Below are 23,851 nucleotides of genomic sequence, written 5' to 3'. Positions count from 1 at the left end.
TCACAGGCACCGTTCATCCCGTCCTTACAAGGGGCCCTTGGGGCGGCACGGACAGGGAGGGGGGTGGGCAAGAGGGCCCGAATCGCCCATGCGAAACTTTTCACATGAACTTCGGTCGCGCCCCCCGACGCAGCACGCGCAGCCGCTCCCGCCGGGCGGCGCGCGCCGCCGTCCTGCCGGTCGCCGTGGTCGCCGCCGCGCTCGCGCTCGGCGCGTGCGGCAGCGGCAAGTCAGGCGGAGGCGGCAACACCAACTTCGTCGCGAGCAACGAGGACGGCGTCGACACCGTCCCCAAGGCCGACCGCAAGCCCGCCGGCACCCTCGACGGCAAGACCCTCGACGGCAAGACGCTGAACGTCGCCTCGCTCAAGGGCAAGGTCGTCGTCATCAACGTGTGGGGCTCCTGGTGCTCGCCGTGCCGCGCCGAGGCGCCGAACCTCGCGAAGGTGGCGAACGAGACCAAGTCCAAGGGCGTCCAGTTCGTCGGCATCGACACCCGTGACACCGACAAGGGCAACGGCGTCGCCTTCGAGAAGAGCTTCCACATCCCGTACCCGAGCCTGTACGACCCGTCGGGCCGGCTGCTGCTCTCGGGCTTCCCCAAGGGGACGCTCAACCCGCAGGGCGTCCCGTCGACGGTCGTGCTCGACCGCGACGGGAAGATCGCGGCACGCAAGCTCGGCGGACTCGACGTGTCCGGGCTGCGGAAGATGCTCGACCCGCTGATCGCGGAGAAGTGATCCCGTGCACGACGTACAGGTGCTCGCGGCGGCGGGGTACAACCACACGGTCATGAGCGGCGCGCTGCTCATCGCGCTGCCGATCGCCGTCGTCGGCGGTCTCGTGTCCTTCTTCTCGCCGTGCGTCCTGCCGCTCGTGCCCGGCTACCTCAGCTACGTGACGGGTGTCACGGGCACGGACCTGGGCCAGGCGCGGCGCGGCCGGATGGTGGTGGGCGCGAGCCTGTTCGTGCTCGGCTTCACCGTCGTCTTCGTCTCGGGCGGCGCGCTGTTCGGCTTCGTCGGCGCGAACCTCCAGGACTACCGGTCGGGACTGTCGCGGATCCTCGGCGTGGTGATGATCCTCATGGGGATCTTCTTCGCCGGGATGATGCCGTGGATCACCCAGCGCGAGTTCCGCCTCCACAAGCGGCCCGTGTCGGGGCTGACCGGGGCGCCCCTGCTGGGCGCGCTCTTCGGGGTCGGCTGGACGCCGTGCCTCGGCCCGACGTTCGCCTCCGTCAACACGCTGGCCATGAACGAGGGGAGCGCCGGGCGCGGCGCCGTGCTCGCCGTCGCGTACTGTCTGGGGCTCGGGGTGCCCTTCGTCCTGGCGGCGGTCGCGTTCCGCAAGGCGCTCGGCGCCTTCGGCTGGGTCAAGCGGCACTACGCGTGGGTCATGCGGATCGGCGGGGCCATGATGGTCGCCACCGGCCTGCTGCTCGTGACCGGAGCCTGGGACAGCCTCCTGCAACAGACGCAGTCGTGGTCAAGCGGCTTCACGGTGGGGATCTAGCACCATGAGCAACACAGACACGCACGCAGGCGAGGACCTCGCCGGCGGCACCACCCCCACGGACGAGGTGGCCGACGAGCGCGAGCTCGGCGCCGCCGGGTCCCAGCTCTCCACGGCGCCCCGCGAGGAGCCGCTCGCCGCGGGCCCGAGACTCGGGCCGATCGGCTGGGCCCGCTGGTTCTGGCGGCAGCTCACCTCCATGCGGATAGCGCTGCTGCTGCTCCTGCTGCTGTCGCTCGCCGCGATCCCCGGGTCCCTGATCCCGCAGACGAGCGCGAGCTCGAACAAGGTCGACACCTTCCTGAGCCAGCACACGACGCTCGGGCCGATCTACGACAAGCTCCAGCTGTTCCACGTCTACAGCTCGGTGTGGTTCTCCGCGATCTACATCCTGCTGTTCATCTCGCTGATCGGCTGCATCATCCCGCGCAGCTGGCAGTTCGTGGGGCAGCTGCGCGGCAGGCCGCCGGGCGCGCCGTCCCGCCTGACCAGGCTCCCCGCGTACACCACGTGGCGCACCGACACGGAGCCGGAGGACGTACGGAAGGCCGCGCTCACGCTCCTCAAGCGGCGCCGCTTCCGCGCGCACGTCGTCGGGGACGCGGTCGCCGCGGAGAAGGGCTACCTGCGCGAGAGCGGCAACCTGATCTTCCACGTCGCGCTGATCGTGATGCTCGTCGCGTTCGCCTCCGGATCGCTGTTCAAGTCCGAGGGCGGCAAGCTGATCATGGAGGGGGACACGGACGGGTTCTCCAACACGCTCAGCCAGTACGACGACTTCACCTCGGGGTCGCTGTTCGACACGTCGAACCTGCCCCCGTTCTCGTTCTCCCTCGACCACTTCATCGGCACGTACGAGCGCAGCGGCCCCGAGGTCGGCACCGCGCGGAAGTTCCAGGCGGACATCCACTACTCGGCGGGTCCCGGCGACAGCGAGCACAAGGGCGTCATCAAGGAGAACCACCCCCTGGAGATCGAGGGGTCGAAGGTCTTCCTGATCTCCCACGGCTACGCGCCGTCCGTCACGGTCAAGGACGGCAAGGGCAAGGTCGTCTTCCACGGCAACACGCCGCTGCTGCCGTTCGACAAGAACCTCTCCTCCAGTGGCGCCATCAAGGTGATGGACGGCTACCACGACAAGAACGGCAAGAAGGACCAGCTGGGCTTCGCCGCCCTGTTCGTGCCCACGTTCGGCGGCAAGGGGCAGATGCTCTCGCACTTCCCCGCCCCCGACTTCCCGGTCCTCAACATCGGCGCCTACCACGGCGACCTCGGCGTCGACTCCGGCGTACCGCAGAACGTCTACCAACTGGACACCAAGACCCTGACCCCGTTCAAGGACTCCAAGGGCGACATCCTCAAGAAGAGCCTGCTGCCCGGCGAGACCATGAAGCTGCCGAACGGCGCCGGCTCCATCACGTTCGACAAGGGCCCGATCAAGCAGTGGGCCAGCTTCCAGATCACCCACCAGCCGGGCGAGGGCTGGGCACTCGGCGGCGCGGCCGCCGCCATCCTCGGCCTCGCCGGCTCCCTGTTCATCCAGCGGCGCCGCATCTGGGTCAGGGCCGTCAAGGGCCCCGACGGTGTGACCGTGCTGGAGATGGCGGGACTCGGCCGCAGCGAGTCCGCGAAACTCCCCGAGGAGCTTGGCGACCTGGCCGTCACGCTCATTCCCGAGGCGCCCCCCGCGCCCGAACCGGACGCGCCAGAGGCGCCCGAAGCGGACGCGACCGCGCCCGGACCTGACGCCGACGACGCGGGGGAAGCCACCGCCGCCACCGGTGCCGCACCAGCCGACCACGCCGAAGGGGCCGAGAAGTGATCCTCGCCGCCGCAACCAACGAGAACCTGGCTCATACCAGCAACGTGCTGATCTACTCGGCCATGGCCGTGTACATGCTTGCCTTCTTCGCTCACATCTTCGAGTGGACCTTCGGCAGCCGCTCCAAGGTCGCCCGCACGGCGGCGGCGCTTACGGCCGACGCCGGCGAAGGGGAGGCCGCTGCCGCGGAGCCCACCGCCACGGTCACCGTCAAGGTGGCGGCCAAGGGCGGCGGCACGACCGTGCTCGAACGCCCGAAGGTCGTCACCAGGTCCGCGTCAGGATCGCGCAACGTGCCCGACGGCCCCGGGGCCGACGGCGGCGACGTGCAGGGCGACATGTGGGGCCGCATCGCGCTCGCGCTGACCGGCCTCGCGTTCCTCATCGCGGCGGGCGGCGTCGTGGCCCGCGCCCTGTCGGTGCAGCGCGCGCCGTGGGGCAACATGTACGAGTTCAGCATCACGTTCTCGACGGTCGCCGTCGGCGTGTACCTGGGCCTGCTGGCCTCGCGGAAGCTGAACGTCCGCTGGATGGGCCTGCCGCTCGTGACGACCGTGCTGCTGACGCTCGGCCTCGCCGTCTCCGTCCTGTACACGGCGAGCGACCAGCTGGTGCCCGCGCTCCACTCGTACTGGCTGTGGATCCACGTCTCCTGCGCGATCTTCTGCGGCGCCGTCTTCTACGTCGGTGCCGTCGCCACGCTGCTCTACCTCTTCCGCGACCGGTACGAGACGAAGCTCATCGCGGGCGAGAAGGTCAGCGCGTTCGCCACGTCGGTCCTTGAGCGGCTGCCCGCGGCGGCCACCCTCGACAAGCTGGCCTACCGCGTCAACGCCGCCGTCTTCCCGCTGTGGACGTTCACGATCATCGCGGGCGCCATCTGGGCGGGCAGTGCGTGGGGCCACTACTGGGAGTGGGACCCGAAGGAGACCTGGTCCTTCATCACGTGGGTCGCGTACGCCTGCTACCTGCACGCGCGCGCCACGGCGGGCTGGAAGGGACGCAAGGCCGCGACGCTCGCACTGGTCGCCTTCGCCTGCTTCCTGTTCAACTACTACGGTGTCAACATCTTCGTGACCGGCAAGCACTCCTACGCGGGGGTGTGAGCCGAGCCGGCACAGGAAAAGGGTGCGGCCCCGGGTCACCGGGGACCGCACCCTTTCCCGTGTCTCAGCGGCGGTGGCGCCTGCCGCGCTCCTGCCGCGGCACCTTCTGGTCGGCGCCGGGCAGCGTCGGCGCGGGCAGCGTCGCCACCTCGTGCTCGGCCTCGGCCAGCTGCTCGGCGGTGTCGTCCGGCAGCCTCGGCGGACGCGCCGCAGGGCCGCTGAACCCGAAGGCCGATGTCAGGTCGCCGAACGTACGGCGGCGCCACTCGCTGATGTTGGGCTCGCGCACGCCCGTGAGGCGTTCGAGGAACCGCAGCACCGACGTGTGGTCGAAGGCGTCGCCCGCGGCCCAGCCGCCCACCGTCCACGGCGAGATGATGACGCACGGCACGCGGAAGCCGCCGCCGATGGGCAGCCCGTCGATGAACTCGTCGGCGGTGCCGGCCTTGGGTGTCGGCGGTACGACGTGGTCGAACAGGCCGTCGTTCTCGTCGTAGTCGAGGATGAACGCGGTCTTGCGCCACACCTCGGGGTTGGCCGCGACCGCCTCGATCTTCGACGCGACGAAGTCGGCGCCGGCCGCCGGCAGGTAGTCGGGGTGCTCGGACTGGGTGCTCGTGGGGATGATCCAGGACACGGCAGGCAGGCGGTCCGCGCGCGCGTCACGCTCGAACGCGTCCGCGGGGCCGGGGCGCACGCCCTTCTCGTACAGCGGGTCGCCCGGCTTCGCGTTCCTGAAGTTCGCGAAGTTCTCCAGCATGTTGCAGCCGTAGTCGTCGTCCTCCTGGTACACCTTCCAGGACACGCCCGCGGCTTCGAGCCGCTCGGCGTAGGTGGTCCAGGTGTAGCCGGCGTCGGGCGCGATGTTGCTGATGATCGGGCCGCCGTGGGTGCCGTTCGGGTCGACCGTGCCGGTCATCCAGAACATCCGGTTCGGCCAGGTGGGGCCCATGATCGAGCAGTAGTAGTTGTCGCAGACGGTGAAGGCCTCCGCCAGCGCGAACTGGAACGGGATGTCGTCGCGGGTGTAGTAGCCCATCACGTAGGGGGCGTTCTTGCCGTCGGCCGCGCGGTGCGCGGGCAGCCAGTTGTCCATCCGGCCGCCGTTCCAGGCGCTGTGCTGCACGGCCCAGGCGTGGCTCGTGGAGGGGATGGCCTGGGCGCTGGTGGTGTGGGTGTCGAGGTGGAACGGCAGCAGGTAGCCGTCCGGGTTCACGGGGTCGGGCTGGTGGAAGACGGACCTGCCGTCGGGCAGGCGCGCGGCGTGCGGGTCGGCGAAGCCGCGCACGCCGCGCAGCGTGCCGAAGTAGTGGTCGAACGACCTGTTCTCCTGCATGAGGCAGACGACGTGCTCGATGTCGTCGAGCGAACCGCGGTTCGGGGGGCCCGCGGCCACCGCCTCCTGGACGGAGGGCGGCAGGAGGCCGAGCGCGGCGCCGCCGGCGACGGCGCCCGCGGCGGAGCCCATGAGTCTGCGACGGGTCATTCCGGGCATGGGGAAACCCACTTCCGTTGAGTCGTGAACGGACAGACCGCGCACGACTCTCTCGCAAACAGGCGTTCTTGCGGGGGAAGTTGGGAGAACCAGTGATCAAGCGCCGGCAAAATCGCGGTGGCTGCCCGCGGTGGCACCACGCGGCCCGGTGACGGGAGGGGCGGGCCGGGTGCCCGATACTGGAGGGCATGGCTTACGACGATCTTCGCTCGCTGCTCAGGGCGCTGGAGCGCGAGGGCGACCTCAAGCGCGTGAAGGCAGAGGTCGACCCGTACCTGGAGGTCGGCGAGATCACCGACCGGGTCAACAAGGCCGGCGGCCCGGCGCTGCTCTTCGAGAACGTGCGCGGCTCCGTGATGCCGCTGGCGATGAACGTGTACGGCACCGACCGGCGGCTGCTCAAGGCGCTCGGCCTCACCTCGTACGGGGAGATCGGCGAGAGGATCGGCGGCCTGCTCAAGCCGGAGCTGCCGCACGGGTTCGTCGGGGTGCGGGACGCGTTCGGCAAGCTGGGCTCGATGGTGCACGTGCCGCCGAAGAAGGTGAAGGAGGCGCCCGTCCAGGAGGTCGTGCGCACCGGCGACGACGTCGACCTGGACGAGCTGCCCGCGCTGTTCACCTGGCCCGAGGACGGCGGCTCCTTCTTCAACCTGGGTCTCACCCACACGAAGGACCCCGAGACGGGCGTCCGCAACCTGGGCCTCTACCGCCTCCAGCGCCACGACCGCCGCACGATCGGCATGCACTGGCAGATCCACAAGGACAGCCGCAACCATTGCGCGGTGGCCGCGCGGCGCGGCGAACGCCTCCCGGTCGCGATCGCGTTCGGCTGCCCTCCGGCCGTGACGTACGCCTCGACGGCGCCGCTGCCCGGCGACATCGACGAGTACATGTTCGCCGGGTTCGTGCAGGGCAGGCGGATCGAGATGGTGGACTGCAAGACGGTCCCGCTGCAGGTGCCCGCGGCGGCCGAGGTCGTGCTCGAAGGGTGGCTGGAGCCGGGCAGGACCCTGCCCGAGGGGCCGTTCGGCGACCACACCGGCTTCTACACGCCGCAGGAGGACTTCCCGGCGCTGACGATCGACTGCGTGACGATGCGCAGGCGGCCGCTGCTCCAGTCGATCGTGGTGGGGCGGCCGCCGACGGAGGACGGCCCGTTCGGCCGCGCCACCGAGCGGTTCTTCCTGCCCCTGCTCAAGATCATCGTGCCGGACATCGTCGACTACCACCTGCCGGAAGCGGGCGGCTTCCACAACTGCGCGATCGTGGCGATCGACAAGAAGTACCCCAAGCACGCGCAGAAGGTGATGCACGCCGTGTGGGGCGCGCACATGATGTCGCTGACGAAGCTGATCGTCGTCGTGGACTCCGACTGCGACGTGCACGACCTGCACGAGGTGGCGTGGCGCGCGCTGGGCAACACCGACTACGCGCGCGACCTGACGGTGGCCGAGGGGCCCGTCGACCACCTGGACCACGCCTCGTACCAGCAGTTCTGGGGCGGCAAGGCGGGCATCGACGCGACGAGGAAGCTGCCGGAGGAGGGGTACACGCGCGACGGCGGCTGGCCGCATATGGTCGTACCGGACCGGGAGACGGCGGCGCTGGTCGACCGCCGGTGGAAGGAGTACGGCCTGTGAGTACGACGGCGGACGAGGCGCTCGGCAGCCCGGGACCGGCCGAGCACGGCAGCAAGGTGAGGGCCTTCCTGCGGCTGGTCATGATCGAGCACTCGGTGTTCGCACTGCCGTTCGCGTACATCGCCGCGCTGACGGCGATGGAGCGCCTCGACGGCTCCGTGCACTGGTGGCGGCTGCTCCTCGTCACGGTCGCCATGGTCGGCATGCGGACGTTCGCCATGGCGTGCAACCGGATCATCGACCGCGAGATCGACGCGCGCAATCCGCGCACGGCCACGCGCGAGCTCGTGACGGGCGCGGTGTCGGTGCGCTCCGCGTGGACGGGCGCGATCATCGCCCTGCTGGTGTTCCTCGCCGCGGCGGCGCTGCTGAACCCGCTCTGCCTGGTGCTCGCGCTGCCTGCCGCCGTGCCGATGGTGGTCTACCCGTACGGGAAGCGGTTCACGTCGTTCCCGCACGCGATCCTCGGCGTCGCACAGGCGATCGGCCCGATCGGCGCGTGGATCGCGGTCACCGGCGCGTGGTCGTGGGACGCGGTGATCCTCGGCGTCGCGGTGGGCGTGTGGATCGGCGGCTTCGACCTGATCTTCGCCTGCCAGGACGTACGCGCGGACCGCGCGCACGGCGTGAGGTCCGTGCCCGCCCGCTTCGGCATCCCGGCCGCGCTGCACGGCGCGCGCGCCGCGCACCTCGTCACCACGGGCCTGCTGGCCTGGTACGGCGCGGCGATCGGCGCCGGCGCGTTCTACTGGGTCGGGCTCGCGGTCGTCGCGGCGGCGTTCGTCTACGAGCACACGATCGTCCGCCCCCACGACCTGTCCCGCCTGAACAGGGCGTTCTTCCAGGTCAACGGTTTCATCGGCATCGCGCTCTTCGTCTTCGCGCTGCTGGACCTGATCGTCGGGGGCTTGCGGGGATGACCGAGCCGGGACGTCTGCGCTCGCGGCTCGCCCCGTACGAGGACGCCCTTCCCGGCCACCGGGTCGAGCTCGTCGAGGCGAGCATCGTGGCGCACCGTGTCCGTCCCCACCACAACGCGACGATCCGGCGTGTGTGGAACGCCCTGAGGGCGCAGCTGTCGGGAGAGTGGGGCTTCACCTCGGACGTGGCTTTCGTCTTCGACGGGGAGACCGAGCTCTGCCCAGACCTCGCGGTCATCCCGGAGCCCGAGGTGGCGGAGAACCGCAGCGCCTACGACCCTGACCTCATCGAACTCGTCGTCGAGGTCGTGTCGCCGGGCAGCGTGCGGCGGGACTACGAGATCAAGCCGCGCCTGTACGCGGCCCGCGGCATCGCCAACTACCTGGTCTTCGACCCGTACCAGGCGCACTGCGTGACGTTCTGGCACCCGACCGCCGACGGGTACCAGGGCCGGGACACCATCCCGTACGGCAAGGACATCGCCCTGGACAGCGGGCTCGGCGCTCTCACGATCGACACGTCCGAGCTTCCCCGCGACGCGGCGGCGCCGACCGGCTGACCTCGCCGGCCGGGCCGCTACAGCCCCGGCGGCAGCGTGCCCGGAGGTGTGCGGCGCTGCCTGCGGAAGAGGAACGCCGCCAGGACCCCGCCCACCAGGCCGAACGCGTGTGCCTGCCAGCTGATGCCCGGGGTGCCTGGCAGTGCGCCGAGCAGGATCGAGCCGTAGACGGCCAGGACGACCAGGCCGAGCACGACCTCCCACACGCGGCGGTTCACGAACCCCGTGACCACCAGGTACGCCAGCAGGCCGAAGATCACGCCGGACGCGCCGATCGTGACCGAGTTGCCCGGGGCCGTCAGCCACACCCCCAGGCCGCTGACGATCGTGACCGTCGCGACGATGCCGAAGAACCTGGCCAGGCCGCCCAGGGCCACCAGGAAGCCGAGGACCAGCAGCGGCAGGGTGTTGGACGCGAGGTGTGCCACCCCGCCGTGCAGGAACGCCGCGGGGACGATGTCGAGCAGTTCGCCCGGCCTGCGCGGCGTGATCCCCAGGGTGTTGAGCGAGCCGCCCGTCGCGTCGTCGATGCCGAGCAGTATCCACAGCAGCGCCACCCACGCGACCATCACCGCGCCCGCGGCCTTCACCCGGCCTCCAGTGGGGCGGCCCGCACCCGTGGCGGCACGCGCGGCGCCGGTCCACGCGGTGCGTGCCGCCGGATCCGTCCCGTCCGTCCGATAGGTCATCCCAGCAGCCCCCTGTCCCGAGCCCGACGGACAGGAAACGTCCGGCACCCCGCCCCCGGTTCCTGCCGGGCGCGGCCGGATAGGCTCACGTCCGTGAGTTCGCCAGGGCAGCACGCACCGCAGCTCCGCCGGCCCTGGGTCGTCGGGGTGTCCGGCGCGTCCGGCACGCCGTACGCCGCCGCCGTGCTGCGCGGGCTGCTCGACGCGGGCGAGAGCGTCGACCTCGTCGTCAGCAGGGCCGCCCGCCTCACGCTCCTCGACGAGACCGGCATCTCCTTCCGCGACGCCCACTGGCAGGGCGATCTCGCCGCCTGGCTCGCGCGAGGAGCCGACGGCACGCCGGACGCGTTCAGCGCCCGCGACCTGTCCGGCGTGCGGCACTGGGCGGCGGGCGACCTCGCCGCGGGCCCTTCGTCGGGCTCCTACCGCACGAAGGGCATGCTGATCGTGCCCGCGTCGACGGCCGCCGCCGCCGGCGTGGCGCTCGGCCTGTCCAAGGACCTGCTCCAGCGGGTGGCGAGCGTGACGCTCAAGGAGCGGCGTCCGCTCGTCGTCGCCGTGCGCGAGACGCCGCTGAACGGGCAGACCCTGCGTCACCTCGTCGCGCTCGACGGCCTCGGGGCCGTCGTGCTGCCCGTGTCGCCCGGCTTCTACGCGGGCGCAGGCCACATCCAGGACCTGGTCGACTTCGTCGCGGGCCGCGCGCTCGACGCCGTCGGCGTGCGGCACGGCCTGTACCGCAGGTGGGAGGGGGAGCTGGGCGGCGGATCCCGGCCCCCCGAAGCGGGATCGTAGGGCTGTCGGCCGTTCGGCCTTCGCTCTGCCTTGTAAACTTGCCGAATCGCTGAATGATGGAAGGCATCATCCATATGGACGCCGTGGACACGCAGCTCATCCAGGCACTCAGGGAGAACGGCAGAGCCTCGTACGCCGAGCTCGGCAGGCTCGTCGGGCTCTCGGGCCCCAGCGTCACCGACCGGATCAACCGCCTGGAGTCCGCGGGCGTCATCACCGGCTACCGCGCGACCGTGGACTCCGCCTCGCTCGGCCTCGGCGTGGTCGCACTCATCGGCATCTCGCTGTCCGACGCGGCCGACCACGAGGACGTCGCGCACCGCCTGCGCAACCTGGGGGAGATCGAGGACTGCTGGTTCATCGCGGGCGACGACTCGTTCATGCTCAAGGTCCGCGCCTCCGACGTGGACAGCCTGGAGCGCACCATCCGCCGCCTGAGCGGCACGGTGGGCGTGTCCAGGACGCGGACGACCGTGGTCCTGTCCACCAAGTGGGAGAACAGGGTCGGCCGTATCCCCGAGGACGACTGACCGACTGACCGACTGATCGGCGAACGGGGGGTCGCCGGGAGTGTCAGTACGGGGGCGTAACCTCAAAAAGGCCCACAGACGGGCCGAACGATCAGCCACAAGGGAGGCGTTCTTTATGGACGCGGGGCTCAAGCGCGAGCTGGAGCAGAAGGTCCGAGGCGGCGAGCGGCTGTCCCGCGAGGACGGCATCGCGCTGTACGAGTCGGACGACCTCGCCTGGCTCGGCGGCCTCGCCCACGAGGTGCGCACGCGCAAGGCGGGTGACGCGGTGTACTTCAACGTCAACCGCCACCTGAACATGACGAACGTGTGCACGGCGTCGTGCGCGTACTGCTCGTTCCAGCGCAAGCCGGGCGAGAAGGACGCGTACACGATGCGCATCGAGGAGGCCGTGCGCCTGGCCAAGGCCATGGAGGGCGACAACCTCACCGAGCTGCACATCGTCAACGGCCTGCACCCGACGCTGCCGTGGCGCTACTACCCGCGCTCCCTGAAGGCGCTGAAGGAGGCGCTGCCCCAGGTGTCCCTGAAGGCGTTCACCGCCACGGAGATCCACCACTTCGAGACGATCTCCGGCATGTCCGCCTCCGAGATCCTCGACGAGCTGATCGACGCCGGCCTCGAATCGCTGACCGGCGGCGGCGCCGAGATCTTCGACTGGGAGGTCAGGCAGCACATCGTGGACCACCGCACCCACTGGGAGGACTGGTCCCGCATCCACCGCCTCGCGCACGAGAAGGGCCTCAAGACCCCGTGCACGATGCTGTACGGGCACATCGAGGAGCCCAGGCACCGCGTGGACCACGTGCTGCGCCTGCGCGAACTGCAGGACGAGACGGGCGGCTTCCAGGTCTTCATCCCGCTGCGCTACCAGCACGACTTCGTGGACATGAAGGACGGCAAGGTGCGCAACCGCCTCCAGGCGCGCACGACGATGGCGACAGGCGCGGAGGCGCTGAAGACGTTCGCGGTGTCGCGGCTGCTGTTCGACAATGTCCCGCACGTCAAGGTGTTCTGGGTGATGCACGGCCTGCAGACGACCGCGCTCGCGTTGCAGCACGGCGCGGACGACATGGACGGCTCGGTCGTCGAGTACAAGATCACGCACGACGCGGACAACTATGGCACGCCGAACAAGATGTCCCGCGAGGATCTGCTGGACCTCATCCGCGACGCGGGCTTCCGCCCCATCGAGCGCAACACCCGCTACGAGACGGTGCGCGAGTACCCCGGCGCCGACGCGAACCGCCGCGAGTCGCCGCAGCCGATGCGGGTCTGACCAGGGGAGTGGCGCTATGACCCTGACGTTCACGCTCGACCCGACCTTCCAGGGGGAGCATGGCCGCGCCCTGCGCGACGGCCTGCTCGCCCTGTGGGCGGACGTGTCGAACGCGGGCGGCGCGGTCGGCTTCGTACCGCCGGTCACGCCCGAGGACATCCGGCCCGAACTGGTCAAGCACCTGGCCGCGATGGCCGAGGGGCGCACGCGCCTGCTGGTGGGCCACGACGCGAACGGTGAGGTCGCCGCCTGCGCCTTCCTCACCGCCAACACCCACCGGCTGATGCGCCACTGGATCTGGGCCTACACCGTGATGGTGCACCCCAGGCACCAGGGCAAGGGGTACGGCAGGGCGCTGATGGCCGCGGCGGCCGACGCGGCGCGCGGCTTCGACGGCATCGAGGCGATACGGCTGACGTGCCGCGGCGGCACGGGCGCCGACCGCTTCTACGAGGCCTGCGGCTACAAGGAGGTCGGGCGGGTGCCCGGCGGCATCCGCGTGGCCGACGGAGACGACAGGGACGATGTCTTCATGCTGCTCCCGCTGGGAGCGGCCTGAGTCCCCCGTGCTTCACTGGAAGCACCAGCCCGGAAGAGAGAAGGCGCGCAGTGATCCGGCAGCCAGGAGTGACAGCCCGCTACACGATGGCGCGTATCGCCATCTTCCTCGGATGCATGGTCGTGATCGCGGCCCTGGTCAGGGTCGGTCTGCTGCCTCGGGGCATCGGCGGCTCGAACCCCATCTGGGTGGTGCTCCTCGCGCTCGTGGTGTCCGCGCCCATCAGCTTCGTCGTGCTGCGCAAGCAGCGTGACGAGATGTCGTTCAAGCTCTCCGGCCGGCTGGAGCGTACCCGCGCGAAGATGGGCGCCAAGATCGAGGCGAACCGCGCGCAGGAGGACGCCGAATAGCGCGCGCAGAGCGCGTAGTGCGCGCAGGAGCGCGCCGGAGCACCGCCGTGTGATCCGTCCCACAGGTGCTGCCGCCCCCGTGTCCCCAACTGCTATGGGGAGCGGGGGCGTTGTCATGCCCGGCGCCAACTTGGCTGAAAGAATGGCTTTGAGTATCTCAAAGCCATCGTGTTGACTATCGGCCATGAAGAGATCCGTGCGCCTTGAACATGACATGAGCATCCCGCTCGTGTCGCGTCGGCATGTCGATCTCTGCCGCTGCATGTCCGCGGTCTGTTGCCGTTCGGTCTGAACCACCGTCCGGCCCCGCGCCCGCACAGCGGCTCCCTACGCGCCCGATCCCGCCACCGCCCCCGGCCCTTCACCCCACGGGCCCCCGGCGCCCGGGCCCGAGCGCTCTCCCTTGTGCGTGGCTGCCGGCCCCACCCTTCCCATCCACGCCACGTCAGGAGTGCGTTCGTGTCCGCGAACACCACCGCCGGTTCCGCCGGCCCCGCAGGACCCCGGAGCCGGTCCATACCCAAGGTCCCGTTCTGGGCGCAGATCGTCGCGGGTCTCGTCCTCGGGGCCCTGCTCGGCTGGCTCGCACGCAGCCAGGACATCAGCTGGCTCACCACCACGCTCGACAAGGTCGGCAGCCTCTTCGTGCAGTTGTTGAAGCTGGCCGTCGGGCCGCTCGTCTTCTTCGCGATCCTGGTGTCGATCACCAACCTCCGCAAGGTCAACAACGCGGCCAGGCTCGCCACCCGCACCCTGCTCTGGTTCATGGCCATGTCCCTGATCGCCGTGGCCATCGGCCTCGCGATCGGTCTGATCACCAACCCCGGCGCCGGCACCGACCTCACCCCGAAGGACGGCAAGCTGCCGGAGCACTCCGGCTCCTGGATCGACTTCCTGACCGGCATCATCCCCACGGACGTCATCACGCCGTTCAGCGAACTCAACGTCCTGCAGATCGTGTTCATGGCGGCCGTCGCCGGCATCGCCGTACTGAAGGTCGGCGAGCGCGCCAAGCCGGTCCTCACCCTCAGCGAGACCGTGCTCGAACTCCTGCAGAAGGCGCTGTGGTGGGTCATCAGGCTCGCGCCTCTCGGCACCGTCGGCCTGATCGGCTACGCCATCTCCGACTACGGCTGGAACCTCATCGGCAAGTACGCGACGTTCACCGCCGACGTCTACGTGGGCTGCGCGATCGTGCTCTTCGTCGTCTACCCGCTGCTGCTCGCCACGGTCGCCAAGGTCAACCCGCTCCAGTTCTTCAAGGGCGCCTGGCCGGCGATCCAGCTCGCCTTCGTCTCCCGCTCGTCCGTCGGCACCATGCCCGTCACGCAGCGGTCGGCCGAGCGTCTCGGCGTGCCCAAGACGTACACCTCGTTCGCCGTGCCGTTCGGCTCCACGACGAAGATGGACGGCTGCGCCTCGATCTACCCGGCGATCGCCGCGATCTTCGTGGCGCAGATCTTCGACGTGCACCTGGGCGTGCAGGACTACATCCTCATCGCGTTCGTCTCCGTCATCGGCTCCGCCGCGACGGCCGGCCTCACCGGCGCGACGGTCATGCTGACGCTCACCCTGTCGACGCTCGGACTGCCCCTTGAGGGCGTCGGCCTGCTGCTGGCGATCGACCCGATCCTGGACATGATGCGCACGGCCACGAACGTCGCCGGGCAGATCGTCGCCCCGATCATCGTCGCCGCCCGCGAGAACATCCTGGACCGCGAGGCGTTCGACGCGGCGACGGCTTCCCCGATCGACGAGGCCGACGAGGTGAGCCGCGAGAAGGAGCTCCAGGTCGCGGCCTGACGCCCAGGCCGCCCGGCCACGCCTTCGCGGGCCCCTCCCTCCCGAGCGGGAGGGAGGGGCCCGCGGCGGTTTCCGGCCAACCGCGCGGCCGGTCCGTCCTGTTCCGGTCGTTCCGGTCGTTCCGGTCGGCGGTTGTGCGGGGGCCCGGTGCCGATGTGGGCGGACCCGGTGCCGGGGACCGGCGGGTTCCGCATAATGGCCACCGGGCCGAGAGGGTCGGCCCCTGAGCGTCCCTCAGGGACGCCGTACTCCCAGGAGCCGCCCGTGTCCACCGCCGCATACGGGGCGCAAGCGCCTGCGCCGTCGCCCGCCGCCCCCGCGCCCAGGGTCGTCGCGCTCGACGGGGTCGTCAGACAGGTCACGGCCCCGCCGCTCGCCGCACCCGTGCGAGGCGGCTCGCTCGCCGACATCCCCTACGAGAACGCCCGCCAGGAACCGGGCGCAGTCGTCATCAGCCGCAAGCTGCCCGACGGCGGCTGGGGAGACGTGAGCGCCGCCGCGTTCGCCGAGGACGTCGGCGCCGTCGCGCGCGGCTTCGTCGCCGAGGGGCTGCTGCCGGGGGACCGCATCGCGATCATGGCCCGTACGACCTACGAGTGGACGCTGCTCGACTTCGCGGCCTGGGCCGCGGGTCTGGTGCCCGTGCCGGTCTACCCGACGTCGTCCGCGTACCAGACCCGCTGGATCCTCCAGGACTCCGGCGCCGTCGCCTGCGTCGTGGAGGACGCCGAGCAGGCCGCCCTCGTACGGCAGGAGCGCATGCGGATCTCCCACCTCGCGCACGTGTGGGGGCTGGCGGACGGCGGCATCGAGCGGCTGCGCGAGGCCGGCGCGGGCGTCGGCCCCGACGTGCTGGCCGAGCGCCGCGCCGCGCTGTCCCCCGACAGCCTCGCCACCCTCTGCTACACCTCGGGCACCACCGGGCGCCCCAAGGGCTGCGCCCTCACCCACGGCAACTTCTTCGCCGAGGTCGACAACGCCGTCGAGCTGCTGTACCCGGTCTTCACGTCCGTCAGCAAGGCCCCGCCCTCGATCCTGCTGTTCCTGCCCCTGAGCCACATATTCGGCCGGATGGTCGCCGTCGCGTGCCTGCGGGCGCGCGTACGCCTGGGCCACGCGCCGTCCGTGGAGACCGGCGCCCTGCTCGACGACCTCGCGGGCTTCCGGCCCACGTTCCTGCTGGCCATCCCCTACGTGCTGGAGAAGGTCTACAACACGGCGCGCGCCAGGGCCGAGCGCATGGGCCGCGCCTCCTCCTTCGACCGGGCCGCGCGCATCGCCCGCCGCTACGGCGAGGCGCTGGAGGCGGCCGAGCACGGCACGGGCCCGGGCCCTTCCGCCGCGCTGCGGGCGGCACGGGCCCTCTACGACCCGCTCGTCTACCGCCGCATACGCGCGGCCCTAGGCGGCCGCGTGAAGTACGCGATCTGCGGCGGCTCACCCCTCGGCCGCAGGCTCGCGTCGTTCTACGCGGGCGCCGGCATCGAGGTCTTCGAGGGATACGGCCTGACGGAGACCACGGCCGCCGCCACCTGCACGCCGCCGCGCCGGCCCCGCATGGGGACCGTCGGCCTGCCCATGCCCGGCACCGCGGTCCGTGTCGCCGACGACGGGGAGGTGCTGCTGCGCGGCGGGCACGTCTTCACCGGCTACTGGGACATGGAGCGCTCGGAGGCCGTCCCCGCGACGGGCAACGGCGGCTGGTTCGCGACGGGCGACCTGGGGGAGCTGGACGGCGACGGCTACCTGACGATCACCGGCCGCAAGAAGGACGTGATCATCACGACGGGCGGCAAGACCGTCGCGCCCGCGCCGCTGGAGGACTGGCTGCGCGCGCACCCGCTGATCAGCCAGTGCCTGGTCGCCGGCGACAACCGCCCGTACGTCACGGCGCTGATCACCCTCGACCCCGAGGGCCTCTCGCACTGGCGCGCCATGCGCGCCAGGCAGGCGGGGGCCGCGCAAGGGGGAACCGAGGACGAGGCCCTGCGCGGCGTCCTGCAGCGGGCGGTGGACGAGGCGAACCGGCTGGTCTCCCGCGCGGAGTCGATCCGCCGCTTTCTGGTGCTGGACAACGACTTCACCGAGGCCGACGGCTACCTGACTCCGTCACGCAAGCTGCGCCGCGCCGAGATTACGAAGGATTACGCGGACTCGATAGCGAAGCTGTACGAGCAATAGCGTCAGCGTTTCAGGGCAAAAGGCAGGGGCCCCGTCCCGCCGCTTTCACGCGACGGGGTGGGGCCCCTTGGTACTGCTCAACTCGTTACGCGATCGCCGACCCGGGCAACTAGGCCGGGGTGACGTTCTCCGCCTGCGGGCCCTTCGGGCCCTGGGTGACGTCGAAGTTCACGACCTGGTTCTCCTCCAGGGAGCGGAAGCCAGACGCGTTGATCGCGGAGTAGTGGACGAAGACATCCGGGCCGCCGCCGTCCTGGGCGATGAAGCCGAAGCCCTTTTCAGCGTTGAACCACTTGACGGTTCCGGTAGCCATAAGCCCTCCTTGGGCCAAAGGGTTGCCCTGCTCCAGAACCTGCGATGAAGTCTGAAAACTACAAAAGCCTGCGGGGTCACATGCTCCGCAGGCTCTGTACTGCAAGGGAAACCAAACTGCAACTTGCGGCGAGCCTAGCACGGGCCGTCCGCGTGGCGGTAGAGGCAAAGATCATCCGTTTACGGAGGTCACCCGGACGCCTGACACCACCACGACCTGCTGACGGGCGTCCGGGCCCCGCCCCTCCCCGGCCGCGGCCCGGGCGGGTGCCCAAGATGGCGCGATCGACGTCCGGGCCCGGGGCCCATCCCTGCGTGGGCAGCGGCACCGTGCTGCACGCGCGCTGTACGTGCTGTACGCGCTGTACGTCAGCGGCGACGGCCGTGCGTCGTCCGACGCCACCCTGAGCGCCGTGTCCGCCGGCACCGGGAAGCCGAAGCGGCGCAGCGAGAGCGGCAACCACTCCGCCTCGCCGACCGTCTCCGGCCGTACCGTCCTGGTGAGCAGCGCGGTCGGCTCCACCGTCTACGCGGTCTCGGACGGCGACCTGTTCGTGGTCCGTGCGTGCGTGACGGGCGCTCCCCACGTCGTGGCCGTCGGCACTCCGGGTTTAGCCTCACGATGTGGACACTCCAGAAGAAATCACGCCTGCCCGGGATTCCGCTTCGGCAGCCGGGGCCGGCCACCGCCGAATCCGGCCGCGCGTCGGCCACATCCAGTTCCTCAACTGCCTGCCCCTGTACTGGGGGCTCGCGCGGACCGGGACCCTGCTCGATCTGGAGCTCTCGAAGGACACCCCGGACAAGCTGAACGACCAGCTCGTGCGAGGCGAGCTGGACATCGCCCCGATCAGCCTCCTGGAATTCCTGCGCAACGCCGACGAACTCGTCGCGTTCCCCGACGTGGCCGTCGGCTGCGACGGCGACGTCATGTCGTGCGTGATCGTCTCGCAGGTGCCGCTCGACCGGCTCGACGGCGAGCGTGTGGCCCTCGGCTCCACCTCCCGCACGTCGGTGCGCCTCGCCGAGCTGCTGCTCTCCGAGGCGCACGGCGTCCATCCCGAGTACTTCCGGTGCGCGCCCGACCTGGGCCTGATGATGCAGGAGGCGCCCGCGGGCGTCCTGATCGGCGACGCCGCGCTGCGCGCCTCGCTGCACGACGCGCCGCGTCTGGGGCTCCAGGTCCACGACCTGGGGGCGATGTGGAAGGAGTGGACGGGCCTGCCGTTCGTCTTCGCCGTGTGGGCGGCACGCAAGGAGTACCTGGCGCGCGAGCCGGAGACCGTGCGCCAGGTGCACAAGGCGTTCCTCGAGTCCCGTGACCTGTCGCTCGAAGAGGTCACCAAGGTCGCCGAGCAGGCGGCGCGCTGGGAGTCGTTCGACGCCCCGCTGCTCGAGGAGTACTTCACGACGCTGGACTTCCGCTTCGGCCCGCGCCAGATGGAGGGCGTCAGGGAGTTCGCCCGGCGCACGGGCCCGACGAGCGGGTTCCCCGCCGACGTCGACGTGCGGATCCTCGGCCGCTGAGCGTGCGGCGGGCGCCGCATCCTTCGGTAAGACCTGCCTCCCGTGGTGGCCCCCTTCAGGCCACCACGGGAGGCGTACGCTGAAGCGGTTGTCTTACCCCGTATGGAAGGACCCGTTCCGGTGACCGAGAAGGCCGACCGTCCGTCCGTTGACATCGCCGGGACCCTGGACCGCGCCGCCGCCGGGGGCCGCATCACGCCGGAGGAGTCCGTCGTCCTCTACCGCGACGCGCCCCTGCACGCGCTGGGCGCCGCGGCCGACGCCGTGCGCCGCCGCCGGTACGCGGGCACCGAGCACATCGCCACGTACATCATCGAGCGCAACATCAACTACACCAACGTGTGCGTGACGGCCTGCAAGTTCTGCGCCTTCTACGCGGCGCCCAAGGACACGGACAAGGGCTGGAGCCGCGACCTCGACGACATCCTGCGCCGCTGCGCGGAGACCGTCGAACTGGGCGGCACCCAGATCATGTTCCAGGGCGGCCACCACCCGGACTACGGCGTCGAGTACTACGAAGAGGCGTTCGCCGCCATCAAGAAGGAGTTCCCGCAACTGGTCATCCACTCCCTCGGCGCGTCCGAGGTCGAGCACATGGCCAGGATCTCCGGCGTCTCAGCCGAGGAGGCCATCCGCCGCATCCACGCGGCCGGCCTCGACTCGTTCGCCGGCGCGGGCGCCGAGCTGCTGCCCGAGCGGCCGCGCAAGGCGATCGCCCCGCTCAAGGAGTCGGGCGAACGCTGGCTGGAGATCATGGAGACGGCCCACAAGCTCGGCGTCGAGTCGACGACGACCATGCTGATGGGCACGGGCGAGACGAACGCCGAGCGGATCGAGCACCTGCGGATGATCCGCGACGTGCAGGACCGCACGGGCGGCTTCCGCGCCTTCATCCCGTACACCTACCAGCCGGAGAACAACCACCTGAAGGGCCAGACGCAGGCCACCCTCTTCGAGTACCTGCGGATGATCGCCATCGCGCGCCTCTTCCTCGACAACATCGCCCACATCCAGGGCTCCTGGCTGACGACGGGCAAGGAGGTCGGCCAGCTCTCCCTGCACTACGGCGCCGACGACCTGGGCTCGATCATGCTGGAGGAGAACGTCGTCTCCTCGGCGGGCGCGAAGCACCGCTCCAACCGCATGGAGATCATCGACCTGATCCGCAAGGCGGGCCGCGTGCCGGCGCAGCGGGCCACCACGTACGAGCACCTCGTCGTCCACGACGACCCGGCGAACGACCCGGTCGACGACCGCGTCGTCTCGCACATCTCCTCCACGGCGATCGCGGGCGGCACGGCGCACCCGGAGCTCAAGCTCCTCGACGCCAACTGAGGCGTCCGGGGTCTGTGGGGAATGGGGGACCGCGGTGCTGACGATCCACCACCCGAGTGGCGGGGTGCGTACCGGACCTGACGGAGCCGCCACCCACGGCCTCGCGGTCGTGGCCGACGGCGGACGCCTCGCGGCCCTGGGCCCGTACGGGGAGATCTCCCGGACGTACGGGCCGCTCGGCGCGCGTGAGCGGACCTGGGACGGCGTGCTGGAGCCGGGGCGTCACGCGGCGGACGGCGCCGCCCTGCTGGAGACGGTCTACTGGCCCGACCCGCGCGAGGCGGACGCCCTCGGCACCGGGCCCGTGCCCGTCGCGTCCGTGCCCATGACGGACGCACGCTGGAGTGCCAGCGCGCGCCGGGGTGTGCAGCGGCTGCTCGCACGCGGGGTCACGGCGGTCACCGGGCCCTTCTCGCGCCCGCAGGTCGCGGCGGCGGTGTCCCGTGCGGGCCTGCGGGAGAGCCCCGCGGACCTTGTGGCGGGCGGCCACGCCGACTTCGCGGTGTTCGACGCCGGCGGCGACTGCGTCGTGACGGTGCTCGCGGGGCGCCTCGTCCACCGGCGCGCCTGAGCGAGCCGTGAGCGTGGGGCGCCGCCTGCTTCAATGGGCGGATGACCCGTGCATCCCTGGACAAGAAGCCGCAGGAAGTCGCCACGATGTTCGACGACGTGGCGGCTAAGTACGACCTGACGAACGACGTGCTGTCGCTCGGCCAGGCCCGCCTGTGGCGCAAGGAGGTCGCGAAGGCCGTCGCCGCGCGCCCCGCGGAGCGTGTGCTCGACCTCGCGGCCGGCACGGCCACGTCCTCCCAGCCCTTCGCGCGCACCGGCGCGTACGTCGTGCCCTGCGACTTCTCCCTCGGCATGCTGCGCGAGGGCAAGCGGCGCTACGCCTGGATGCCGTTCACGGCGGGCGACGCCACGCGCCTGCCCTTCGTCGACGAGGCCTTCGACGCGGTGACGATCTCCTTCGGGCTGCGCAACGTCGAGGACTCGGAGCAGGCGCTGCGCGAGTTGCACCGGGTCACGAAGCCGGGCGGGCGCATCGTGATCTGCGAGTTCTCCGACCCGGTGTTCGGCCCGTTCCGCACGGTCTACCAGGAGTACCTGATGCGCGCGCTGCCGCCGGTGGCCCGCGCCGTCTCGTCCAACCCGGACGCGTACGTCTACCTCGCCGAGTCGATCCGCGCCTGGCCCAACCAGCGGGGGCTCGCGGCGCGGATGAGGCGGTGCGGCTGGTCGCGGGTCGCGTGGCGGAACCTGACGGGCGGGGTCGTCGCGCTGCACAGGGCGGTACGGGAGTAGCCACGGCGGTGCACGGCTCCCGCCGGAGCGCCACCCGGGGGCGCGGCCGCAACCCGCCCGTGCCGGCGCGAGCCTGCCCCCGCCAGCCGGCCCCCGCGGGGCTGAACCGCAGGGCTACAGCGCGAGCTCGTACTGGTGCCCCACGAGCTCCGTACTCGGCACCGTCTTCGACGCGTACGTGAACGTCTTCGCCAGCCGCATGCCCAGCCGTCGCGTCACGGCGATCGACCGCTCGTTGCGCGCGTTCACCATTGCCACGACCTGTTCGACGCCCGCCGCCCGCACCCGATCGAGCGTCGCCCGCGCGGCGGCCGTCGCATAGCCGCGGCCCCAGTGGGCGCGCCCGAGGCGCCAGCCGATCTCGATCTCGCCGTACGGCCCGAACGACTCGTGCGGCCACGGCTGCGCGCCCGTGAAGCCGATCACCTCGCCCTCCGCGTCCACGAGCGTCCACAGGCAGAAGCCGCGCTCCGCGGCGTGGCGGCGCTGGCGGGCCGTGAGCTCCTCGTACACGGACACCTCCTTCGGGCGGCCGCCGTGGAACTCCATGACGTCCGGGTGGGCGAAGATGCGGTGCCACGCGTAGGCGTCCTCGTCGGTGGGGACGCGCAGTTCCACCGGCGGATACGGCCGGGACGCATCGTGCCGCTGATCGTTCGGCGCATCATTCGGCGAATCATTCACGGAGGGTGCCCTTCGAGCCGGCTTGTCGGTACGCCCCCATAGACTGCCCATGTCCGTTGCCTTTCGATACTTCACAGCGCAACTTCCAGCAGCTGTATCGAGCCGGTATCCGCGCCGACCCTTCGGGAGCCCCCGCCGTGACCGAGCCCCTCTCCGAGAACACCGCCGACGTCATCGTCGTCGGGGCGGGCCCAGCCGGCTCGACCACGGCGTACTACCTGGCCAAGTCGGGTCTCGACGTACTGCTCCTGGAGAAGACGGCCTTCCCGCGCGAGAAGGTGTGCGGCGACGGCCTCACGCCCCGCGCGACCAAGCAGCTCGTCTCGATGGGCATCGACATCTCCGAGGAGGCCGGCTGGCTGCGCAACAAGGGCCTGCGGATCATCGGCGGCGGCATGCGGCTGGAGCTGGACTGGCCGGATCTCGCCGCGTACCCGGACTACGGACTCGTCCGCAAGCGCGACGACTTCGACGAGCAGCTCGCCCGGCAGGCCCAGAAGGCCGGCGCGCGCATGTACGAGCTGTGCAACGTCGGCGCGCCGATCACCGACGGCACGGGCCGCATCACGGGCGTGCACGCGAAGCTGGGCGAGGAGAAGCGGCCGGTCACGTTCCACGCGCCGCTGGTGGTCGCCGCCGACGGCAACTCGACGCGCCTCTCGGTCGGCATGGGCCTGCACCGGCGCGACGACCGCCCGATGGGCGTCGCGGTGCGCACGTACTTCACCTCGCCGCGCCACGACGACGACTACCTGGAGTCGTGGCTTGAGCTGTGGGACAGGCGCGGCGCCCAGGAGCGCCTGCTGCCCGGCTACGGCTGGATCTTCGGCATGGGCGACGGCACGTCGAACGTGGGCCTCGGCATCCTCGACTCGTCGGCCGCGTTCAACGAGCTGAACTGGCGCGAGGTCCTCAAGGCCTGGTGCGCGTCGATGCCGGAGGACTGGGGCTACACGCCAGAGAACATGACGAAGCCGATCCGCGGCGCCGCGCTGCCGATGGCGTTCAACCGGCAGCCGCACTACACGCGCGGGCTGCTGCTGGTGGGCGACGCGGGCGGCATGATCAACCCGTTCAACGGCGAGGGCATCGCCTACGCGATGGAGTCGGGGCAGCTCGCCGCCGACGTGATCGTCCAGGCGCACGCGCGCGCCACGCCCGCGCTGCGCGAGCGCGCGCTGCAGCGCTACCCGCAGGTACTCAAGGACACGTACGGCGGCTACTACACGCTGGGCCGCGCGTTCGTGAAGCTGATCGGCAACCCGACGATCATGAAGCTGGCGGCGCAGCGCGGCCTGACGCACCCGCTGCTGATGAAGTTCACGCTGAAGCTCCTCGCCAACCTGACGGACCCGACGGGCGGCGACGCGATGGACAGGATCATCAACGGTTTGACGAAGGTCGCCCCCAGGGCGTAGCTGAAGGAAGCGGCTTTTCCACCTCT

General features: G+C 70.8%; 23 protein-coding genes. 19 read left to right on the top strand and 4 right to left on the bottom strand.

Going from position 1 to position 23,851, the window contains the following annotated elements:
• The first annotated feature begins 104 nt into the window (after positions 1 to 104).
• Genes IH48_RS0116175 through ccsB form a run of 4 tightly spaced genes read left to right on the top strand, consistent with a single transcriptional unit; the run spans position 105 to position 4,443 of the window.
• Positions 105 to 740, top strand: a complete 636-nt coding sequence (locus IH48_RS0116175) for a TlpA family protein disulfide reductase (protein WP_030904161.1) — start codon at positions 105 to 107, stop codon at positions 738 to 740.
• 52 nt (positions 741 to 792) lie between these two features.
• Complete coding sequence (locus IH48_RS0116170; RefSeq protein ID WP_051839903.1) at positions 793 to 1,515, top strand: cytochrome c biogenesis CcdA family protein; 723 nt, start codon at positions 793 to 795, stop codon at positions 1,513 to 1,515.
• 4 nt (positions 1,516 to 1,519) lie between these two features.
• Positions 1,520 to 3,337, top strand: a complete 1,818-nt coding sequence (gene resB, locus IH48_RS0116165) for a cytochrome c biogenesis protein ResB (protein ID WP_051839841.1) — start codon at positions 1,520 to 1,522, stop codon at positions 3,335 to 3,337.
• Entirely contained in the window at positions 3,334 to 4,443 is a 1,110-nt protein-coding gene (gene ccsB, locus IH48_RS0116160) for a c-type cytochrome biogenesis protein CcsB (protein WP_030904155.1), read from the top strand. Before resB ends, ccsB begins: the two co-directional genes overlap by 4 nt.
• Before the next feature lie 64 nt (positions 4,444 to 4,507).
• Here ccsB and IH48_RS0116155 read toward each other — a convergent pair whose 3' ends face one another.
• Positions 4,508 to 5,938 (bottom strand): alkaline phosphatase family protein, encoded by a 1,431-nt coding sequence (locus IH48_RS0116155; RefSeq protein WP_030904153.1) that lies wholly within the window; start codon positions 5,936 to 5,938, stop codon positions 4,508 to 4,510.
• A gap of 188 nt (positions 5,939 to 6,126) precedes the next feature.
• On the opposite strand from IH48_RS0116155, the gene IH48_RS0116150 reads away from it, so the two are divergent.
• From IH48_RS0116150 to IH48_RS0116140, 3 genes are read left to right on the top strand one after another with little or no spacing between them, the layout of a single operon-like run.
• Positions 6,127 to 7,578, top strand: a complete 1,452-nt coding sequence (locus tag IH48_RS0116150) for a menaquinone biosynthesis decarboxylase (protein ID WP_030904151.1) — start codon at positions 6,127 to 6,129, stop codon at positions 7,576 to 7,578.
• Positions 7,575 to 8,498 carry a menaquinone biosynthesis prenyltransferase MqnP gene (gene mqnP, locus IH48_RS0116145; RefSeq protein WP_030904149.1) on the top strand — a complete coding sequence of 308 codons (924 nt, stop codon included), beginning with the start codon at positions 7,575 to 7,577 and terminating at the stop codon, positions 8,496 to 8,498. Before IH48_RS0116150 ends, mqnP begins: the two co-directional genes overlap by 4 nt.
• Positions 8,495 to 9,058 carry a Uma2 family endonuclease gene (locus tag IH48_RS0116140; RefSeq protein WP_030904147.1) on the top strand — a complete coding sequence of 188 codons (564 nt, stop codon included), beginning with the start codon at positions 8,495 to 8,497 and terminating at the stop codon, positions 9,056 to 9,058. Before mqnP ends, IH48_RS0116140 begins: the two co-directional genes overlap by 4 nt.
• A gap of 17 nt (positions 9,059 to 9,075) precedes the next feature.
• On the opposite strand, the gene IH48_RS0116135 is transcribed toward IH48_RS0116140, so the two are convergent.
• Positions 9,076 to 9,627: a rhomboid family intramembrane serine protease gene (locus IH48_RS0116135; protein WP_051839901.1), complete on the bottom strand. Its 552-nt coding sequence runs from the start codon at positions 9,625 to 9,627 to the stop codon at positions 9,076 to 9,078.
• A 213-nt stretch (positions 9,628 to 9,840) separates the two neighbouring features.
• On the opposite strand from IH48_RS0116135, the gene IH48_RS0116130 reads away from it, so the two are divergent.
• The 7 genes from IH48_RS0116130 (at position 9,841) to IH48_RS0116100 (ending at position 17,244) form a co-directional block, all read left to right on the top strand.
• The gene (locus IH48_RS0116130) at positions 9,841 to 10,542 is read left to right on the top strand and encodes a UbiX family flavin prenyltransferase (protein WP_030904143.1); all 702 of its coding nucleotides are present in this window, start codon (positions 9,841 to 9,843) and stop codon (positions 10,540 to 10,542) included.
• Positions 10,543 to 10,616: 74 nt separating this feature from the next.
• Entirely contained in the window at positions 10,617 to 11,072 is a 456-nt protein-coding gene (locus IH48_RS0116125) for an Lrp/AsnC family transcriptional regulator (RefSeq protein ID WP_030904141.1), read from the top strand.
• Between the two features lie 115 nt (positions 11,073 to 11,187).
• Positions 11,188 to 12,351, top strand: a complete 1,164-nt coding sequence (gene mqnE / locus IH48_RS0116120) for an aminofutalosine synthase MqnE (RefSeq protein WP_030904139.1) — start codon at positions 11,188 to 11,190, stop codon at positions 12,349 to 12,351.
• 16 nt (positions 12,352 to 12,367) lie between these two features.
• Positions 12,368 to 12,910: a GNAT family N-acetyltransferase gene (locus IH48_RS0116115; protein ID WP_030904137.1), complete on the top strand. Its 543-nt coding sequence runs from the start codon at positions 12,368 to 12,370 to the stop codon at positions 12,908 to 12,910.
• Between the two features lie 50 nt (positions 12,911 to 12,960).
• Complete coding sequence (locus tag IH48_RS0116110; protein WP_234434260.1) at positions 12,961 to 13,260, top strand: DUF4229 domain-containing protein; 300 nt, start codon at positions 12,961 to 12,963, stop codon at positions 13,258 to 13,260.
• Between the two features lie 459 nt (positions 13,261 to 13,719).
• Positions 13,720 to 15,063, top strand: a complete 1,344-nt coding sequence (locus IH48_RS0116105; protein ID WP_030904133.1) for a dicarboxylate/amino acid:cation symporter — start codon at positions 13,720 to 13,722, stop codon at positions 15,061 to 15,063.
• A 195-nt stretch (positions 15,064 to 15,258) separates the two neighbouring features.
• Positions 15,259 to 17,244 carry an AMP-dependent synthetase/ligase gene (locus tag IH48_RS0116100; protein WP_078849755.1) on the top strand — a complete coding sequence of 662 codons (1,986 nt, stop codon included), beginning with the start codon at positions 15,259 to 15,261 and terminating at the stop codon, positions 17,242 to 17,244.
• Between the two features lie 109 nt (positions 17,245 to 17,353).
• On the opposite strand, the gene IH48_RS0116095 is transcribed toward IH48_RS0116100, so the two are convergent.
• Positions 17,354 to 17,557 carry a cold-shock protein gene (locus IH48_RS0116095; protein ID WP_003967102.1) on the bottom strand — a complete coding sequence of 68 codons (204 nt, stop codon included), beginning with the start codon at positions 17,555 to 17,557 and terminating at the stop codon, positions 17,354 to 17,356.
• Positions 17,558 to 18,198: 641 nt separating this feature from the next.
• Here IH48_RS0116095 and IH48_RS0116085 point away from each other — a divergent pair.
• The 4 genes from IH48_RS0116085 (at position 18,199) to IH48_RS0116070 (ending at position 21,723) form a co-directional block, all read left to right on the top strand.
• The gene (locus IH48_RS0116085; protein WP_030904127.1) at positions 18,199 to 19,083 is read left to right on the top strand and encodes a menaquinone biosynthetic enzyme MqnA/MqnD family protein; all 885 of its coding nucleotides are present in this window, start codon (positions 18,199 to 18,201) and stop codon (positions 19,081 to 19,083) included.
• A gap of 120 nt (positions 19,084 to 19,203) precedes the next feature.
• Entirely contained in the window at positions 19,204 to 20,418 is a 1,215-nt protein-coding gene (gene mqnC, locus IH48_RS0116080; protein ID WP_030904125.1) for a cyclic dehypoxanthinyl futalosine synthase, read from the top strand.
• A gap of 34 nt (positions 20,419 to 20,452) precedes the next feature.
• Complete coding sequence (locus tag IH48_RS0116075; RefSeq protein WP_030904123.1) at positions 20,453 to 20,989, top strand: hypothetical protein; 537 nt, start codon at positions 20,453 to 20,455, stop codon at positions 20,987 to 20,989.
• Positions 20,990 to 21,030: 41 nt separating this feature from the next.
• A complete protein-coding gene (locus tag IH48_RS0116070) occupies positions 21,031 to 21,723 on the top strand; it encodes a demethylmenaquinone methyltransferase (protein WP_030904121.1) in 693 nt (230 codons plus the stop codon).
• Positions 21,724 to 21,837: 114 nt separating this feature from the next.
• On the opposite strand, the gene IH48_RS0116065 is transcribed toward IH48_RS0116070, so the two are convergent.
• A complete protein-coding gene (locus IH48_RS0116065) occupies positions 21,838 to 22,335 on the bottom strand; it encodes a GNAT family N-acetyltransferase (RefSeq protein WP_030904119.1) in 498 nt (165 codons plus the stop codon).
• A gap of 209 nt (positions 22,336 to 22,544) precedes the next feature.
• Here IH48_RS0116065 and IH48_RS0116060 point away from each other — a divergent pair, with 209 nt between their 5' ends.
• Positions 22,545 to 23,825: a geranylgeranyl reductase family protein gene (locus IH48_RS0116060; RefSeq protein ID WP_030904117.1), complete on the top strand. Its 1,281-nt coding sequence runs from the start codon at positions 22,545 to 22,547 to the stop codon at positions 23,823 to 23,825.
• Positions 23,826 to 23,851: the final 26 nt, after the last annotated feature.

Source organism: Streptomyces sp. NRRL F-5126, assembly GCF_000721265.1.
In the GTDB taxonomy this organism is placed as follows: Bacteria; Actinomycetota; Actinomycetes; order Streptomycetales; family Streptomycetaceae; genus Streptomyces.
The sequence above is the reverse complement of the archived record's forward strand: the minus strand, read 5'-3'. Positions and strand labels throughout refer to the sequence as shown.